The organism is Mucilaginibacter lacusdianchii, from assembly GCF_009770985.1.
GTDB lineage: Bacteria > Bacteroidota > Bacteroidia > Sphingobacteriales > Sphingobacteriaceae > Mucilaginibacter > Mucilaginibacter lacusdianchii.
The window spans coordinates 930,050-947,241 of sequence record NZ_WSRW01000001.1; the positions used below are offsets into that span (position 1 = coordinate 930,050).

The 17,192-nt window shown below is 43.1% G+C and carries 11 protein-coding genes and 1 tRNA gene; 1 reads left to right on the top strand and 11 read right to left on the bottom strand.

Features of this window, described 5'->3' with window-relative positions:
• Positions 1–144: 144 nt before the first annotated feature.
• From GPM24_RS04225 to metG, 10 genes are all read right to left on the bottom strand, one after another.
• Positions 145–1,704, bottom strand: coding sequence for a DUF5689 domain-containing protein (locus GPM24_RS04225; RefSeq protein WP_158825481.1), 1,560 nt, complete (start codon positions 1,702–1,704; stop codon positions 145–147).
• Between the two features lie 28 nt (positions 1,705–1,732).
• Positions 1,733–3,175: a SusD/RagB family nutrient-binding outer membrane lipoprotein gene (locus tag GPM24_RS04230; protein ID WP_158825482.1), complete on the bottom strand. Its 1,443-nt coding sequence runs from the start codon at positions 3,173–3,175 to the stop codon at positions 1,733–1,735.
• Between the two features lie 10 nt (positions 3,176–3,185).
• Positions 3,186–6,623, bottom strand: coding sequence for a SusC/RagA family TonB-linked outer membrane protein (locus GPM24_RS04235; protein WP_158825483.1), 3,438 nt, complete (start codon positions 6,621–6,623; stop codon positions 3,186–3,188).
• A 13-nt stretch (positions 6,624–6,636) separates the two neighbouring features.
• Positions 6,637–7,602 carry a FecR family protein gene (locus GPM24_RS04240; protein WP_158825484.1) on the bottom strand — a complete coding sequence of 322 codons (966 nt, stop codon included), beginning with the start codon at positions 7,600–7,602 and terminating at the stop codon, positions 6,637–6,639.
• 158 nt (positions 7,603–7,760) lie between these two features.
• Positions 7,761–9,254, bottom strand: a complete 1,494-nt coding sequence (locus GPM24_RS04245) for a calcineurin-like phosphoesterase C-terminal domain-containing protein (protein WP_158825485.1) — start codon at positions 9,252–9,254, stop codon at positions 7,761–7,763.
• A 68-nt stretch (positions 9,255–9,322) separates the two neighbouring features.
• The gene (locus GPM24_RS04250; RefSeq protein WP_158825486.1) at positions 9,323–9,898 is read right to left on the bottom strand and encodes a sigma-70 family RNA polymerase sigma factor; all 576 of its coding nucleotides are present in this window, start codon (positions 9,896–9,898) and stop codon (positions 9,323–9,325) included.
• Positions 9,899–10,016: 118 nt separating this feature from the next.
• A complete protein-coding gene (locus tag GPM24_RS04255; RefSeq protein WP_233268731.1) occupies positions 10,017–11,213 on the bottom strand; it encodes a glycoside hydrolase family 1 protein in 1,197 nt (398 codons plus the stop codon).
• 336 nt (positions 11,214–11,549) lie between these two features.
• Positions 11,550–11,621, bottom strand: a tRNA-Arg gene (locus GPM24_RS04260).
• An 86-nt stretch (positions 11,622–11,707) separates the two neighbouring features.
• Positions 11,708–12,499: a hypothetical protein gene (locus GPM24_RS04265; protein ID WP_158825487.1), complete on the bottom strand. Its 792-nt coding sequence runs from the start codon at positions 12,497–12,499 to the stop codon at positions 11,708–11,710.
• A gap of 91 nt (positions 12,500–12,590) precedes the next feature.
• Positions 12,591–14,666 carry a methionine--tRNA ligase gene (metG, locus tag GPM24_RS04270; protein ID WP_158825488.1) on the bottom strand — a complete coding sequence of 692 codons (2,076 nt, stop codon included), beginning with the start codon at positions 14,664–14,666 and terminating at the stop codon, positions 12,591–12,593.
• Between the two features lie 42 nt (positions 14,667–14,708).
• On the opposite strand from metG, the gene GPM24_RS04275 reads away from it, so the two are divergent.
• Entirely contained in the window at positions 14,709–15,608 is a 900-nt protein-coding gene (locus GPM24_RS04275) for a S66 peptidase family protein (RefSeq protein ID WP_158825489.1), read from the top strand.
• Between the two features lie 65 nt (positions 15,609–15,673).
• Here GPM24_RS04275 and GPM24_RS04280 read toward each other — a convergent pair whose 3' ends face one another.
• Positions 15,674–17,182, bottom strand: a complete 1,509-nt coding sequence (locus GPM24_RS04280; protein ID WP_158825490.1) for a RagB/SusD family nutrient uptake outer membrane protein — start codon at positions 17,180–17,182, stop codon at positions 15,674–15,676.
• Positions 17,183–17,192 lie beyond the last annotated feature (10 nt).

The window sequence follows — 17,192 nt, forward strand, 5'->3', positions numbered from 1 at the left end:
GTCAACAATATTGCCGTTATTTTATGCATATCCCTTGGCTATCCTTTTTTTACAAAAGGAATTATTAAATGTGAACTTTGTGTTAAATTAAAATAACCTCGCCGCTATAATGCGGCGAGGTTACGTATACACAGTTTTTATTATCTAGTTAGACAACTTTGTTACATCCGAACCGGTTTCAATATCGGCCAACGTAGATGTCATGATAAGAATTATAAAACTATTACCACGTGGAGTAACCCAACTTTTGGTTGTAGTATTAAACTCACCACCAAGTCTCATAAAGTTACCTAAATCGGCTACTGCTTGATGCGGAATGATATAATTATTGGTTCCCTGTCTAAAAAATGGCTGCGCTGTACCGGTAGTGGCATCAGTAATGCTATAATGATCGTTATTCGGGATACGGTAACCAGTGCCTTTTGTAGCATTGTATAGGGTAGTTACACCTGTGCCTCCAAAAAACACGGCATCCATTGGCACTGATTTTTCTTCCAGTACAATGCCCGAGAACACAGCCACCCCACCGGCATTACCACTGTTAGGCAGTAAGCCAGAGGTTTTATTACCAAAGCCATCACCATCATTAGTTACATAAGCAATTGCCCTGATCCATTTAGCCGAGCTGATGTCTGTTGAGTTAGGTCCGTTAATTTTTTTATTGCTGCCACCTACATAAAAGAATTCACCTTTGTTAACAATTCCCGATGTAAGGTTAAACTTATACGTACGGCCACCGCCCGTTACCCAACCGGCACCCGGTGCATCGCCCGGATTAGGCTCGGCACTGCCTGCGTTGGTACAAGTTACCACAGCCGCCGGCGTTTTAGAAAAATCTATATCGCGGGTAGCTCTAAACTGGAAATATTCATAGTTACCGTCGCCGCCTTTGGTATCGTTTATAATACCTGTAATAATGATATCCCCTGTTTGCAACGCTGCTGCGTTAGGATCAAGTGGAGCAGTAATTTCGCTGATATCTGATAACACGCGTGGCCAAACCTGCAATGAGCGGTTACCGCCGGTGTTTTGTTTAACTACTAAAATTCCGGCAAAAGTTGCTGTTGCGGGTACGGCAGCCGTTGCAAAATGCGCAGTTGGCTCTACATGCAGCACAATACTGTCAGCGCCGTTAACCAGGTACTTTTCGCCAGCATATGAGTCGCCAAATTTAGGAGCGGGTGCTACGGTAGCCGTTTTAACCTGTACCAGCGTGCTTTCATACAAATCAGGATTTTGTTTGATAGAGTAACTGGAAACACTCACCGGTTTAACCGCGTTACCAGTTGATACCTTTTTAATAGCCGATTCTGTTACCCCGGTGATTTGCAAAGCGCCATCCTGACGTTTCAGTACCCCACCTTCTACATTTACCACCAGTGAATCACCTGCATGATAGTTAACTGCTGTTGCCCCCAGCGGCAGTAAAATACCGCGCGATTTTCCATTACGGGTGTTTTGCAACACCACAAAGCCCGAAGGCGCATTGCCCGAATCGGGGTTGGAAATTACAGTACCAATAATTTGATGTGCACCCAGCATATTTTGCTGGTTTAAGGTCACGTCTGTGCCTTTGTAAATGGCGCGCACATCACCAATAGCCATAATAGGGCTCAACTGCCCATCGGCAAAATTGTGCTTTTTACAGGCGGCCCATAGCAGGGCTACACCTAAAACTGAAACTAATAGAAATATCTTTTTCATGTATGTATGCCTTAATGAAAATGAATGCTTATGGTTTTTGCCACCAAACCAGTGTGTTAATATCGTCGGTACCTTGTGCGGCAACAGCGGCGTTGTAATTCTGAGTGTTGGTTGATTGTACATAGGTTGGGTAGGCTAACCGTGCCGGAATCATACCATTATTATCCAAGCCCGGACCTTTCGGCAATATAGGATGCCCGGTGCGGCGATACTCAAACCATTGTTCCAAATCAGTAAAAAATAGGGCGTAATATTTTTGACGGTGTATCAGCTCCATTTTCTGGTCAAGCGTATAATTGTCATCCCATTTTACCATCTGATAACTCAGATAGCCCGACGGAACAGTAAGACCCCATAAAGTAATGGCATTGCTTACGCCGGATTCATAATACCCCCGTCCAGAGCTGGCAATCCAACCTTTAGCAGCCGCTTCGGCCAGGATAAGCTGAACCTCAGCATAATTCATTACGTTACCTAAAAGCGGCTCAACCTGCAATGAGGTTAATAAGGTTGATCTTGCCTCGGGCGGTTGACCAGGCAGGTAACCACTAGGTACGCCGCCATACTCGCCCTGATATTGCGTAGCCCAGCGGCCAATGCGCGGATCGCTCATCTCGTTCAGGTTATCCACAAAAAAGCTACCCAGTTTTGGTGTATACCAATCGGCCGGACGCCAGGTAGCAAACGGTGATACATAAGGTGCCGTACCCGACCATTTTAAGATAGCCGACTCGCTGTTATTGGCGATGATAGGATAGTTAGCCGGATTAGTGTCAATCATCTCCTTGATCTTGGCAGCTGCATTAGTTTCGGCTTTTGCCGAAACCCTTAACAGTAACCTCAAATATAGCGAGTTACCGAACTTGCGCCATTTGGCAGCATCGCCGCCGTAAATAGGATCGCTCGATGAGGCTACGTTGGTGCCTGTTTTAAGTAAGGTATTGGCCAGCTCTAGTTGCTTGAACAGTTCGGTGTAAATAACCTGCTGTTTATCAAACGCCGGGGTATATTCTCCCTCTTTACCTTTATTGGCTTCAAAGTATGGCACATCACCATAAGTATCCGTCAGTAGTGAAAATACCCACGAACGGCAAATTAAAGCAATGCCCTGATAGGTGTTATTGGCCGTTTCTACACCGCCATTATACACATCGTTAATATTGGTGAGTTGCAGATACCAGTTACGGTATAAGTATTCTGACTCCGACCGGCGTATTTCGTACCTGAATATTTTACCTTCTACATCGCCCATGTTTACGGTTACCTGCATCAGCTCATTCTGAATACGCTGGCTACGGTTCATGTTGGCGCTTACAATATTGGTAATAGCCGGTGCCAGCAAGGCTTGTGGCAAAGCATGATCACTGGTATTGGGGTTAACCGCCAGCTTTTCAAATCCTTTTTTACAAGAGGATGCCGAAACGGTTAATGTTATTGCTGTTAAATAAGTTATGTATCTTTTTGCTTTCATCGTTGTCAGATTAAAGACCTATAGTTAAGTTAAAGCCAAAGGTTCGGGTAGATGGGAACTGCCCCAGTTCAAACCCACGCGCTATAGTAGAATTGCCCTGGCTGTTAAGTGTGATGGTACCAAACTCCGGATCAAAGGCAGGCCATTTGGTGATGATTAATAAATCGCGGCCGTAAACACCTACGGTTAATCTTTGCATACCCAGCTTGTTGGCCAAGCGGGTTGGCAGGGTGTAATCCAGCCTGGATTCGCGAAGTTTAATAAAATCGGTTGAGTAGGTTGCGCCCTCTACGTTATCACGGCCATAATGCGCTGTGTAGTAACTCCAAACATCCTGTGCTACCACATCATTAGGACGGAAGCTTCCGTCGGGGTTTTGAATTACACCATTGCCGATGATACCATTGTAACGGCCAGGCAAAGTATTTTTGGTTTTGCCTTGCTCGGCCAATACTGCTGCCGTTAAGGAATATCCTACAGCACCATATTGTGCATCTACCAAAAAGCTGAAGCTAAATTGTTTGTAACGGAATTGGTTACCTAAACTAGCTTTCCATTTTGGGATAGTGTTTCCAATATAAATACTGGTATCGGTTAATTTAGGCAGGCCGTTTTCATAAACAATCTGACCGTCGGGCGAACGTTTATAACCTAAGCCATACATCGATCCCATACTGCCGCCTACCTGTGCTATTACCAAACCGCGGTTGGCCGGGCCGCCTTGCAATATCAGCGGCATATTATCGGGCAAGGAAATGACTTTGTTTTGGTTGGCCGAAAAAGTGCCGTTGATGGTCCAGCTTAAGCCGTTGCGGGTTTTAATTGGTGTACCATTGGCTTGTATTTCGATACCACGGTTTTCAACATTACCGGCATTGATCACAGCCTCGTTGTAACCGCTCGAAGGGTCTACGCCGTTGCGCAGAATCTGGTCTTTGGTGTTGCTTTTATATAAGGCAATATCTATACCTAGGCGGCTGCCAAAAAAGCGTAAATCGGCACCAATTTCATAACTCTTGGTAAATAATGGCCTTAAATCGGGGTTAGCTACCAGAGTTGGATTTACCAAACCACCCGGAAACGGGGTAGTTGGTTTGCTATAGGTGTAAGACGTTAAATACGGTGTTTGATCGCCGCTGCCTACACCGGCAATTGAACCGCGCAGTTTAGCAAACGTTATAAATTTAGGCAGATGAACCATATCTGATATAATAGCGCTCACACTTGCCGAAGGGTAAAAGAAAGACACGTTACCTGTTGATGTTGGACTAGCCAGAATACTGCTCCAATCATTACGGGCGGTTACATCTAAAAACAGGTAATCTTTATAGTTGGCGCTAAACAAGCCATAAAAGCTGTTGATCTTATATTTCTGCTTATTGGGTAGAGCCACCAGCACACCAGCCGAATTGGCTAAAGTGAACACACCAGGGTAAAGCAACGAGTCGGCACGGGTTTCATCCTGATTATAGTTATTTGCCAGCATACTACCACCGGCTGATATGGTGGCCGTAAAATCTTTAGTTACCTTTTTGTTATAACGCAATAAGAAATCGTTGTTAATCTCCTGCGAAAAAATGTTTTGCGTACGGAACATGCCTTTTCTAAACTTTTCCGTATCGTAAGGCCGTTGTTGCGAGCGCTGATCATATGACATGGTTAATGCAGTACGCACCATAAAACTAAAATCTTTTGTAAAGTTGTAAGTGGCCTGTACGTTACCCACCAAATCATTCCGGTTTGATTTGTTGAGCATCTGGTAGGTAATTAAATACGGATTGTCCGGAAAACTACTGAAAGGATAACTTTGAGAAATATTTTCTTTACCTGGCAGCCAGTAATCTTTCAACCACTCACTATTACCGTTGGGCACCCAAAACATATTCCAGTACATGAGCGACTGGTTATTATAACCGGTAGACGGCAGGTTATCGCTTGAACGGTTAGTGTAGTTTACTTTTGCCGAAATTTGCAGCTTATCGGTTGTTTTTTGATTGGCCGATAAAGCTATGCTGTTACGGGTGTAACCTGTATTAGGAATAATCCAGGTATTTTTCAGGTTAGTGGCCGAAAAGCGAACGCTGGTTTTATCAGTTCCACCATCCAGCGTTACGCTGTTGGTAAACGTTTTACCGGTTTCAAAAAAGTTTTTGCGAGCGTTGGGATAAGCAACCCAAGGCGTACGGGTAGTACCTCCGGTGTGCGTAACCGGATCATACTGAAAAAAGGATTGCCCGTCGAACTTTGGCCCCCATGCCGAACTGGTGCTGCGGGTGCTGGCGCCATCGGCCGTGTTGCCAAATGAATAATAATTTTCGCCGGCTGCGCCCTGCCCGTACTCATATTGATAATCGGGCCAGCGTGATATTTGTTCGATGCTGGTGTTGGAATTGATGGTTACACCAATACCCTTGCGTACCCTGCCCGATTTGGTGGTGATAACCAAAGCACCGTTGGCACCACGCTGCCCGTACAAAGCCGCAGCAGCCGGACCTTTCAGTACCGTTACATCTTCAATATCTTCGGGATTCAAGTCGTTTAAGCCACTACCAAAATCAACCGGCGATTCGCCATCTAAGTAAGCATTGTTGCCGTTACTTACCCTGCGGCCGCTACCGTGGTTAATTACCACACCATCAACCACAATTAACGCATCATTTTCGCCGGTAAGGTTGCTCTCGCCCCGTAATATAATGCGGTTAGAACCATCCGGGCCACCATTAGAGCGGATAAGGTTTAAACCGGCCACTTTACCCGAAAGGGCGTCGGTCCAGTTGTTGGAAGGCGCATTGGTGAGTTGCTCGCTTTTAATTTTAGTTACGGCATAACCCAAAGCTTTTTCTTCGCGCTTAATACCTAAAGCGGTCACCACTACTTCGTTTAATGATGTATTAGAAGGTTGCAGCTTAATGATAATACCCGATTCGTTTCTGCTGGCAGGGCGAGTAAAACTATCGTAGCCTACCATTGAAAAGCTAATGGTTTCGCCCTGCTCTACCCGTACCGAAAAATTGCCGTTTACACTGGTTACGCCATAATTGCGTTTCTTGCTATCGGTAATAGTAACGCCGGCCAAAGGCTGGTTATCATCGGCAGACACCAAGGTGCCGCTTAATACCACCGATTGTAGCCTTTTGATGATTAAGTTGCCATTATTGTTGCGGATACCTACTGATGCCTGCCGTTCTATCTGTTTAAGTAAATCAGACAAGCTTAAACTGGTAGACGGCAATGTAATGGAACGTGCCGTGTTTAAATCTGCATCATACGATACTTTGAATTTGTACACAGATTGCAGCCGGTCTATAATATCGGCTATAAGCACTTGTTTGCTGCTAAACGTTACTGTGGTATTGCTTTGGCTTTGTGCGTAAGCAGGCACAAGGCTCAAACTTAACAGCACACCCAAACACAGCTTACACAAGTTTAGTAGAGGTTTTGAGTACATAATTTAAATGGAATTAGTATAAGATGATTTTATTTTCGTTTTTAAATCGGTATTGAATGCCGGTGGCATAAGCCAGGCCGTCGAGCAGGTTGCTGATACCGGTGTCTTTCATTTCGCCGCTGAAACGGGCATGCTGATAAGCTGAAGGCAATACCTCTACCTCCACATTATAATAGCGCTGTATTTTAAGGGCTATTTCATCTACCGGGCTGTCATGAAAATACAGTGTGCCGTTTTGTAAGGCTGATGCTTCGCGTACATCCACCCGCTGTATATGCAGCTTTTGGCCGGCAACCTGATAGCTCAACTCGTTACCGGCTTTGATGTAGTGCGTTTTACCATTAACAACCACACCAACCAAACCGGTAGCTACCTTAATCTCTTCATTTTTTTCTTTTTGGGTAAGTACATTGAAGGAAGTACCCAGCACATGCACAACGGCGTTATTAGCTGTAGTTACCGTGAAAGGTACGTGCGCATGATGTTGCACATCAAAAAAGGCTTCGCCTGTAAGGCTAACTTTACGGGTACCTTGGCCATACTGGCCACTTACCTTTAAAATAGATTTAGGCCCCAGGTAAGCCACAGAACCATCAGGCAATTTAAATTCGCGGCGCTGGTGGGCCGATGTTTTTAAAACGGTATATTCTTGGTTAATGCCAACTGAAGATCTTAAAGAGAGCCAGGTTAGCAAGCTGGCCAGCAAAAGAGTTGCTGCAATGCCCAGCCCCCAAAACATGCGTACCGATTTATTGATGGTTTCTGGCTTAGGGGTTTCTAAAATACGATCAAGCAGCTTGGTCCATTCGTTGTGTACGGCTTCGTCTTTAAGCGGCTGATTCAGCTGCTCATGCTTTTCCTGCAGTTGCTTAAGCAATAGTTTATTGGCGGGCTTTTCTTCCAGCCATTTCTCTACCTCGGCATTTTGCCCGGGGGTAGTTTCGTTAACAATGTATTTGGTTAAAATCTCCCAGTTCACTCGTGTGATTATTTACTGGAAGAGGTTTGCCAACCCGTTTTCCACCAAAAGAAATCGTTAAGTGTTTATGAAGATTATGTTAACACCCCCAGATTTTAAAGCGCAAAAGCCGCTTGGTTTGAACAAGCGGCTTTTGTGATATATCCTGAGTGCTTTTTTTACAGACTGATTTCTTGCGAGTACTGTTTACCGAACCTGTCGGTAGCCACTACCTTGATCGCTTTTGCACCTGCCGAGGGCTTGGCAAAAAACAGATGATCAGTTAAAGTAGGGTCAACAAACTTATGCTTTTTAGGCAACTGCGGGCCTTCATATAATTCAACAGACCAAGGGTCGAAATCAACACGTTGCTCCATTTCACCTTTGGCATTGCCATCCTCAAACCATTGTACCTTCCAGGTTTTATCCCAGTTCCAAACATTGGCTACAACCTCATCGGGCGATGTTTTCAAGTAACCTTTTGGATAAATCTTCAACTGGTAATCTTTAGGCTTACCGGTTGATTTGTAATACCAGCTAATGTCATTGCCTTTTACATCATATACGGCGTAACCTTCGGGCGTACCGTCGCTGCAAATGGGGCCCGTCCACCAGGCGCCGCAAACTGTGCCATGCACGTGTTCTATAACGTTACCGTCTTCCCATTTTTCATTCATATGGGTGTGGCCCGACATAATATGCACTTTATAAGGCGCCAAGATTTTATATAGTTGTTCGCGGTTAGATACCGTGCCACCCAACTCTTCTTCCTTTAGTTTGTTACGACGCATAGAGCCGGTGTTGGTAGGTATATGCAACGCTACAACCACGGTGCTGCCTGGTTTTACATGAGCTAAATCCTGCTCTAGCCATTGCAGCTGTGTTTCGGTTAAATAACCGATGTACTTTTTAGCCGTACCGATAAAAAACACATCATCCAGTACTACATAATGAATATTACCACGATTGTAAGAGTAATAAGTAGGACCGAAATGACTTTTAAAGGTTTGCGCCGAGTAATCGTCGGTACGGGCGGTAAGGTCCATATCGTGGTTACCTATCACGTTGAAAAACGGAATACCGCTAATGCTTACCGCTTTTTTATAATCTTCATATAACTCAAAATGATCCCACACTAAATCGCCACAGCCAATGGCGTGTATCAGCGAACCTGCAGGATAAGTGCTTACCAGATTACGCAGATCGGGCGCTGATTGCTCTATTAATATTTGAGTATCTTTTTTAGAAATCATTTGCGGATCGGCCCAAACTACGAACGTGTGATTCCGGTCATCTCCTTTTAATTTGGTTAGTTTGAAATCTGCAGTAAAAACGGGTTTACCTTTTTGAATAGTTTTGTAAAACTCGGCAATACCCTGGTTGTGCGGGAACTCATATCCGGCCGGAACACTGATGTATACAAACTGAGCGGTTTTGTTACTTAACAACTGGTAATTACCGCCTTTATCAGTATACACTATGTTAAAGCCATCGGTAACGGCCACATGAGCAACGCCTGTGCCATTGGCCAGCACCCGGCCTTTAAGCGTAATATTAGCAATATCTGCCTTAGCTGATTCAGCATAAGTATCAGCCGCCAGTACTACCGACGGAACGGTGAGCACCGCTCCTGTTAAACCCAGGTTTTTAATAAAATCTCTTCTGTTAGCCATATATAAATTTTGAAGGATATACTTTTAAAGAAGAGTAACTGAACCGGCTAAACCCCCAAAACAAAAGGTTAAAAAACTGTTAAGATTATATTAACCAACATCAAACCACCGGCTATGGTAGCGCGGTCAAAGTTACTCTGGTTCATGTAATAGCTTAACTGCTCAATGGCTTCACGCATGTGGTATTCTACCTTTTTTTCGGTAACATCCAGTATACGAGCAATTTCATGGTTTTTTAACCCGTGCAAACGCAGCTGAATCATCTCTTTGCGAACGGCCGGCAACTTTTGCATCAGCTGTTCTACAATTTTGATTGATTCTTTGGCCACAATGCGCTCAAAGGGATTGAAAGACTCTTCGGATATATCCAAAAAACTTTCGGATAGTGGTGTGGATGATTGTGCGCTGATGGCTTTAACGGCACCATTGCGCGCAGAACGAAAAAGATAGGACTTCAAATTATGAATATCCAGTTTATCTTTTTGCATCCATAAATTCAGAAACAAATCAGATAGCACGTCTTTAGCTAAATCGGAATCTTTAACTATAGATTTAACATACCGGAACAATGACGAATAATGCTCCTTAAACACACACTCAAACTGCTGCAAATCAATTACGGGAGTAGCCAACGCGGAATTCATAACGCCTACAAAGGTAAGCTACGTTTTTAGGCAGCCGAAAAAAGGTTAGTTAAGTTTATGTTAAGATTTGGTAACGCAGGTAAAGTAAATGTTAAGATAAGTATTAATAACTAGCGTTTTAAATTGAATCATTACTACTTGCAGTAGCCGCGTTTGTTAATTCTATAGCCCTTTGCAAAGCATCGGCATAAGGCACATGCAATATGCGTTGATGCAACCCCTTTTTATCAGATAGCTGATCCCATAAACCAGAATGGTGCCAATAATTTAAATCGTCCCAATCCGGACGATCAATAATTGGATAAAGGCATACACCCCACAATGGAAATTCAGTTTCCAATAATAATTGACATTCTTTTGCAATGAAGCTTATCCAGTTAGGGCGGTCGATACCCGAGTGACTGGTTTCTGTAATAACCATTGGTCGTTGGTATCGTTTATAAGCCTCTTTCAACAAACTGCTTAAAGATCGCCATCTGGGATCGGGTTCCAAGTTAGCCCAGGGTAAAAATCCTTGCTGCCCAATTACCCATTGGTTATTATAATAAAAATTAAATCCTAGTATGTCAACATATTCCGGCTTGCCACCTAATTCAGGACAAATTTTACCACAAAGCATATCTACCGATTGGTATTGCAGTTCATGCTCTTGAATTGCCTCTTCACTTTCCGCTGATGTAGGATTCAAGGGAGGCACCATGTTTACTAGTGGCTCTGTGGTTAAAATGCGTATAGACGGATCCAGTTCGCGCATGGCAGCAACACCTTTTATATAAGCCTTCATCAGGTGATACTTAACATCCCAGCCTTTTCCCTTACAGTAAGGTGCCGTACCGGCACACTCGCCCCCTAACCACGACAGGTAGCTTACTTCGTTAATAGGCGTTACTATTAGCGTATCATCCGGCAACTGTGAACGGTAAAACCGCACAAAAGCGCAACACAAAGCAACGAACCGGTCTGTAAATTCAGGACTGAACGGATCTAAGTCATCCGGAAAACCAAAGTGACAGATGTCCCAAATTTGCTGAATGTCCTGCTTTTTACCGCTCTGTAGCATGTGCTTTACGGCCGACCAATCATAACAGTAAGGTTGAGTTTCAACCACACTCCATCTGATACCCTCGCGCACTGTTTTTATGCCAAAAGGTTTTAGAAGATCATAGTCGGCATCTATTTGTTGTAAATGGCCTGTTTCTGAAAGCAGATCAACACGCTTACGGTGAATGTTCAATTTATCTGAACATTCATAACCCGCCATCCAAAAAGAATAAAAGGGAGAAATATCAGCAGAAGATAGGGTAAAATTTGGCACTATAAGTTTGATGTAACTTTAAAAACTGTTTGTTTTTCTGCTTTGCTAAGCAAACTTAACAGTAAACTCACAACCAGCCCTTCTGTTTGCACGACCTTACTCCGATTTGTAGTATAAGTTTACTTCATTTGCTTACTTTGAATGTAAAGAGAAACCTGTAAGCGAAAAAAGATACATCAGAGCCTCATTGAGACAACCTCAGCAAAAGAAATCAATTTTATAGCTTATATCATTTAAAACGCACAATAGCGATGTGTTTCTTATAGCCTACGATGCATTCAAATCAACACAAACAAAAAATGGCTTTTCTATATTATAGAAAAACCATTTTATAAGTAGCCCCGACGGGAATCGAACCCATATCTAAAGTTTAGGAAACTTCTATTCTATCCGTTGAACTACAGGGCCTGATGTTTTGCAAAAATGCAAAATTAAAGGCATAGTAGCAATCAAGCAGATAAATATTGCAGGTTCCCTAAAAATAGGCTTAAATGTTAATTATCATCATCCGACGAAGAACCAGATGCACTACTGATGGTTGACGCAGTGCTCATATTTTTTGCAGTGATAAATACATCGCCCCGCTTGTCCCGATAGGTTTCCCAATTTTTAGGGTTGGTCATTGTGCTGATGAGTTGCGATACAAAAAAGTTTTGCTGGTAAGTTTGTACTTTTTTGCTTTCGCCTTCGGTTGTATATAGGGTTAAATAACTCTTAAACTTTAAAGGAGACGTTTCTGCCGTAAATTTGGCCTGTTTAGCTCTCACAGCCATTGAACTGCCGTTGTCTGCATCAACGTAATACACCTGTGTAACAGCCAATGCACTGTCTGGAACGTTTAACAATCCGCTTACTACCGTAAGTGGCACATTGCTTATACGCGAATGAGGTGGCAAAAAAGTGACATCTGTAGGTAATGTTGCCACAGCATTAAGGTTACCGGATGTTGAACTTACAGAACCAAACCGGTATCCGCTTGTGCTGATATCACCGTTTATGTGTACATCTTTACCGGCATAACTTACCGCATTATCGCCAACAATTACGGCCGACTTTTGCCAATCTATATATAAAGGCTTATCTAATTTGTTATAAACCTGAATTTCAACCGGGGCGTTGATACCATAAAATGAGTAAGATATTTTTACAGAATCATTTTCCATATTAAATGTTCCTGTACGCTCATCTTTAGTAATATTAGTACTGCTGATAGTACTGGCCTGGTAACGACTGCAAGATGCCAATAAGCACAATATGCTGGCAAAAGGTAAGATGTACTTTTTCATTTGTGAAACTCGGTTTAATTAATGTAAAGGTTGACTGGTGTTTATTTAGACTACTAATATAACTAAAGGTTTAAACACCAGCCAACTTTTTTCATCGTACTACCGAGCCATTGTGCATCCCCTCTCCGGGCGATACAAAGGTGAGTTTACCTTCGGCGTTTTCGGCCATTAAAATCATACCCTGCGAAAGAATGCCTTTAATTTCACGCGGTTCCAGGTTTACCAGCATAGATACCTGTTTGCCAATAATAGCTTCGGGCTCAAAATGCTCGGCAATACCTGACACTACCGTACGCTGATCTATACCGGTATCAATAGTAAGCTTTAGCAGCTTTTTAGTTTTGGTCACTTTCTCGGCAGTTAATATGGTACCGATGCGGATATCCATAGCAGCGAACTGCTCAAAGTTGATGTTTTCTTTAGCCGGTAAAACTGCCGGAGCTGATACTTCAACTTCTTCGGCAGGCGCTTCAATAGCCTGTTTTTTGTTAATTAATTTTTGAATCTGCTTTTCAATTACTTCATCTTCCAGTTTTTCAAACAACAACGAAGCAGCGTTTAATTGATGTCCGTTGGCAAACACAATCTCTTCATCAAAATGAATAGTTTGGGCAGGCCAGTTTAACATATTTAAGATCTTGTTAACCGTATTAGGTAAAAATGGCTGCAAACCAGTGGCGATATGGCCAATCAGCACTAAACAGTTGTGCAGAGCGTCGCGTGCAGCTTCAGGATCGGTTTTGATAGTTTTCCAAGGCTCTTTTTCAGTTAAGTAACGGTTGCCTAAACGGGCCATATCCATTACTACCTGTTGCGCCTGGCGGAATTTATAGCTTTCGAAACTTTGTTCCAGTTCTTCATATAACCTGCCTAGCTCCGTTTTAACGTTTTCATCTGTCAGCGTTATTTTATCTGCACTAATTTCTACTTTACCACCAAAAAACTTGTGCATTAATATCATTACCCTATTTACCAAGTTGCCCAAAATGGCCACCAACTCGTTATTTACTCGTGCCTGATAATCTTTCCAGGTAAATTCACTATCGCTGGTTTCTGGTGCAATGGCGGTCAGGTAGTAACGCAGCTCATCTACCCTATCCGGAAAGTCTTCCAGGTACTCGTGCATTTCAATGCTCCATCCCCGGCTGGTCGACATTTTATCGCCTTCCAGATTCATGAATTCATTGGCCGGTACATTTTCGGGCAGCACAAATTCGCCATGCGCTTTAAGCATAGCCGGGAACACGATACAATGGAATACTATATTATCTTTACCAATAAAGTGCACCAGTTTGGTTTCCTGATCTTGCCAGTATAACTTCCAGTCTTTGTTATGATCTAAAGCCCACTGCTTGGTAGCCGATATATAGCCTATAGGCGCATCAAACCAAACATATAACACTTTACCTTCGGCTCCGGCAACCGGAACTTTAATACCCCAATCTAAATCGCGGGTTACAGCACGGGGCTGCAAGCCACCGTCAATCCAGCTTTTGCATTGGCCGTACACGTTAGTTTTCCAATCATGTGAATGCCCTTGCAATATCCACTCACGCAACCAGTTTTCATACTTATCCAACGGCAAATACCAGTGTTTGGTAGGGCGCAATATTGGTTGGTTTCCGCTTAGGGTAGAGCGGGGATTAATCAATTCTTCAGGACTTAATGATGTTCCGCATTTTTCACACTGATCGCCATACGCATTCTCGTTAGCGCAAACCGGGCAGGTTCCCACTATGTAACGGTCGGCCAGGAAAACGCCGGCTTGCTCGTCAAAATATTGTTCTGATTCTTTTTCGATGAAATCGCCTTTATCATTCAGTACCGTGAAAAAGTCTTGTGCTGTTTGATGGTGAATAGGTTCACTGGTACGATGATAGATATCAAACGAGATGCTTAATTTTTCAAAGCAGTACTTAATCAGCTCATGATATTTATCAATAATGGCGCGTGGTGTGGTACCTTCTTTCATGGCCTGGTTGGCAATGGCGGTTCCATGTTCGTCTGATCCGCAGACAAACACTACATCACGACGTTTAAGGCGCAGATAGCGCACATATAAATCGGCCGGAATATAGGCACCGGCTAAATGACCAATGTGTTTGGGGCCGTTGGCATAAGGTAATGCCGCAGTTATGGTATATCGTTTATATTTTTGAGCTTCCAAAATATCAATCAGCTTTGTTTATTTTGGCAAAGATAAGTCAATATGAGCATAACTCCCCCATATCTTCAAAAAGGTGATCGCGTGGCGATTATATGTCCGGCAAAAAAATTACCCAAGCCCATGGATGATGCCGTAAGGCTATTACAAAGCTGGGGATTGGAAGTAATTTTAGGCGACACGGTAACGGCCGATTACTACCAATTTGCCGGGGACGATGCTTTACGTGCGGCCGATTTGCAACGCTTTGTTAACGACGACAGTATTAAGGCCATATTTGCCGCCCGAGGTGGCTATGGCACCGTACGTATTATAGACAGGGTTAATTTCAACCGATTGACCACCAATCCTAAATGGATCGTCGGGTTTAGCGATATAACCGTATTGCACGCTCATTTATACACCACATTGCAAATATGCTCCATACACGGACAAATGCCCATCAATATTCCTGATGGCACAGCTGCTTCGGTAGAAACTTTACGACAAGTATTATTTGGCGAAACTTTAAGTTACCAACCTGTACCACATCCTTTAAACCGCCTAGGCTTTGCACAAGGCACACTTATAGGCGGTAACCTGGCCATTTTGGTGTCAGTAGCCGGCTCGGTATCTGATTATGATTACGATGGTAAGATATTGTTTATTGAAGATGTAGGTGAATACCTGTATGCAATTGACCGAATGATGCGTATGCTTAAACGAGCTGGCAAACTCAAAAACCTGGCTGGTTTAATTGTAGGTGGCTTTACAGATATCAAAGATAACGACATTCCGTTCGGACAAACAGCGGAAGAAATTATCCGTAGTGTAGTGGATGAATTTGATTACCCGGTTTGTTTTAATTTTCCGGCTGGCCATGTGGCCGATAATTGGGCAATGCTTTTTGGGAAAGAGGTAAATTTGCAAATAACTACCACTGATATGAACATAACATACAGCTAGCAAATCCAAAAACGTAAAAAGCCCGAAAGGATATCCTTTTGGGCTTTTTACGAAAGCACCAATACTTAATTATTGGTTATAAGCTTATTATACAACAGCTCATTATTTGAAATTGGCCAAATGTATCTTGGATCAGATGGCGCAATAGCCTGTACTAACACCGTATTACCACTGGTTTTAGCCGGGATAGTTTGCTGTGTACGCATCAAGTCGATATTACGTAAACCTTCTCCCAAAAATTCAATGTTTCTTTCCTGTAAAATAGCATTTATTAAAGCCGTACCATCTGCAAAATTAGCAGCTGTAAAAACGGTGCTTGCATCGGAGCGACCACGTACTGCATTTAACAATGCAATAGCTTGTGCATCTATGCCTTGCGTACGTGCCCGTGCTTCTGCCAAGTTTAATAATACTTCAGCATAGCGCATTACAGGGGCCCAGTCCGGGTATGGACTTGGCTGGTTATACTTCGTAATATAAACCCGTCCGGTTGACGCATTGGTAAACAACAAACCCGTTTTTCTGGCATCCGTTGCTTTCCAGTTTGGATCGGCCAGCACACCTGTTGGATTTAAGTAATATTCAGCCGCACCCTGTGTACTTGCATTCTGATAAAAATAGTAAGCTAACTGATTTTGCGTTCCGGGATTTTCGGTACCTGCAACAAATGGCATTGAAAATATAGATTCTGTTGTAGTATACGGCGCTCTGAATACATTAACAATATTTGACTGTAAAGCGTTGGCCACCCTACCAGCAGGACCAGAACCAGCAGCAGCGGTAAAGGTAGTACCGCCTACCATTTTGTTAGCTTCAGTAATTACATCTGCGTAACGGCCCATGGTTAAGTAAACTCGTGTTTTTAAAGCGATAATAGTATTGCGATGAGCACGGGTTGTATTATCAGCCGCAGTAGTGTATGCCAAAGGAACTTGCATTTCAGCTTCATTCAAATCTTTTAAAATTTGGTTATAAACCTGAGCCACAGTACTTCTGACCATATCAAAGTTTTCGTAAGAGGAATTTCCGGTTAAACGCAATGGCAAACCAGGGCTTGTGCCATTATTTTCGGTATACGGACGTGCATACAGTTGCAATAAACAATAATAACTCAGCGCCCGAACAAATTTAGCTTCGCCAATATAGCTTTCAGCCAGTACCGGATTATTCAAAGTTGCTTTACCAGTAGCTTCCATACCTTCCAAAAACAAGTTTACGCTATTAATGGCATAATAGGCCTGCCGCCATACGTTAATAACTTCATCGGTAGTTGGCGTTACATTTTGCGACCATGTATTGTAAGCGGTAAAGCCATTATTTGATAGATTAAGCCAGTTCTCTGCCTTTACATCATTGTAAATCTGATATCTACCGCTCAAAAAACCAGAGGAATTGCCTCTTAAGCCTTGTGCATACAAGGCTAGCACCTGACTCTGAATACGCCCCGCGGTACTAAATGGCTGCCCATCGGCATCCGCAACCTGTGTTTGATTTTCGGGCGTTAATAAGTTTTTTTGGCAGGAGCTTAGCACTACTCCAACGCCTAATATGATAGTTAAAAGTTTCTTTTTCATTCTAATTTAA